This window comes from Bradyrhizobium sp. NAS80.1, from assembly GCF_001908205.1.
GTDB lineage: Bacteria > Pseudomonadota > Alphaproteobacteria > Rhizobiales > Xanthobacteraceae > Bradyrhizobium.
In genome coordinates, this window is sequence record NZ_LGHL01000481.1 from 1 (window position 1) to 1,983 (window position 1,983).

Below are 1,983 nucleotides of genomic sequence, written 5' to 3' on the forward strand. Positions count from 1 at the left end.
TTTCGCGATCTCGCAGAGACACAGCGCGCCTTCGACGCCTGGCGGGAAGTCTACAACCGCGCATCAGAACACCCATCTGTCTATGTTGTTGAAGAGAAGAGACTTTGCTGATTGGGATGCGATCCCGTGGGGTATTTTGGGTTCTGTCGCGCTCGTTCGGCGATAGATTGAGCAGCAGTTGTTATCAGCGAGGCGCGGGCGAAGATCCACGGGCCGTCCGACAGCGGATGGAGGGCCTCGATCTCGCCGGCTTCAGCGGCCAGGCGGAGCGTCTTGGGCGCGATCTTCAGGAGCTTTGCGGCGTGGCTAAGGTTGAGCCAGGGTTCGATCCCGTCATCGGCGGGCTTAAATACCGGGATGTGGTGATAGGAGCGTAGCGACGTGACGCGCTCGCGGGTCCAACGATTGCCGTTGCCCGTCTTGAGGCCGTTGCGGTTGAGGAGGCCGGCGATCAGATCGTCGCCAGCAATCAGCACCAGTCGGCGCACAGCCTCGATAATGTTGGCGGAGGTGCTGTTACGCTGGCCGCGCCGGCGCTTGGGCAGGCGTATCTCGCTGTGCACGCCGCCGACCCAGTGGACGATGAGGACGATCTCGGAGGCCGCATCGTCGATGTCGGCCACGACCTCATGGATGAGGGTGCGCACAATGCGCTTCTTGAGGCGGGCATCCGTCGTCGGCGCATCCCAGACCGTTTTGAGGTTTGAGGCCAGAACGCCGAGCGAAGCTGGATCAGCAATGGATGCGGGCGTCGCCGCATCATGCATAGCGATCTTGCCTTCGACCTCCGCCGCGTGAGCGAGCGCCCCGTTCCAGCGCGCTTCAAGTTCACTCGCCACGAGCCGGTTCGCGGGGTCGGCGGCATCGTATTGCCGGAAAGCCCGGTCTGCGGCATAGCGCGCCGCTTGCAGATCGCGACTGAGAGCATCGCGCACCTGATCCTGTCGTTCTTCGGTTTCCTTGGCGGCAGCGGTTGCAGCGGCGATAGCGCCTGGGCCGACAACCCCAAGCAGTGCTTCCTCGATTGCATCATCGACGCGTAATCCGCCGAAGGAGAGGCAGAGAGGGCCGCCATTGTCCATCCAGGCGCGGCTGCAGCTGTAACGCGGGATATGGTGCTTCATGCCTGTGTACCGGACTGTGAGCTTGCGGCCACAGCGCTTGCACCGAATCAGACCGGGCAGCAGCGTGTCTCCATGCTTGGGCGCGCCGTGATGTCGACCAGTGGGAACGTTGCTGCTGACCATGGCGCGGATCGCCTCGAACCTCTCCCAGCTCACATACCCGTCGTGGGTATTGGGCTTCAACGTCAACCATTCGTTCCGCCTCTTGCGGCGGATCTTCACGCTTACGCCCTCGGCGGTGTATCCGGCCGCCACAGCCGTCTTACCATAAGCATAGGCGCCGCCGTAGACCGGGTTCTCAATGATCCGGTGGATGGTGGAGTAACTCGGTTGCCGCCAGGCCGTGTCGCCGTTGGACTGCTTCACCGGCAGATCGAGGTTGTACTCGTGGAGCCAGCAGAGCGCCTGTCTGGCACTGCCCAGTTCCTCGACCTTGTCGAACACCAGCTTGATCGCTTCCTGGACACGCCGATCCGGATCCTTCTCATAACGGTCGCCAGCCTTCACGAAGCCGACGGGCGCTGCCACAACCAGCTCGCCCCGGCGCGCCTTCTCGTAGCGGGCCGAAAGCGAGCGCTGGCGCAACAGATCCAGCTCGTACTCGTTGAGGCTGCCCTTGAGCCCGAGCAGCAGGCGGTCGTTGCCGTGCCTCGGCGCATAGATGGTCTCCTGATCGACCAGAACGGTATCGACCACGCGGCACATCTCGATGAGTTGCTGCCAATCGCGGCTGTTGCGAGCGAAGCGCGAGACCTCGCGGGCGCAAACCGCACCAACCTTACCGAGGCAAACCTCCGCTACCATCCGCTCAAAACCGGCGCGTTGTACCCCGCCGGCGGCTGAACGCCCGAGATCATCA

General features: G+C 63.1%; 1 protein-coding gene. It reads right to left on the reverse strand.

What is annotated here, in order from left to right:
- Positions 1–80 precede the first annotated feature (80 nt).
- On the reverse strand, positions 81–1,983 hold a 1,903-nt coding region (locus AC629_RS44380), incomplete at its 5' end, for a recombinase family protein (RefSeq protein WP_084810828.1).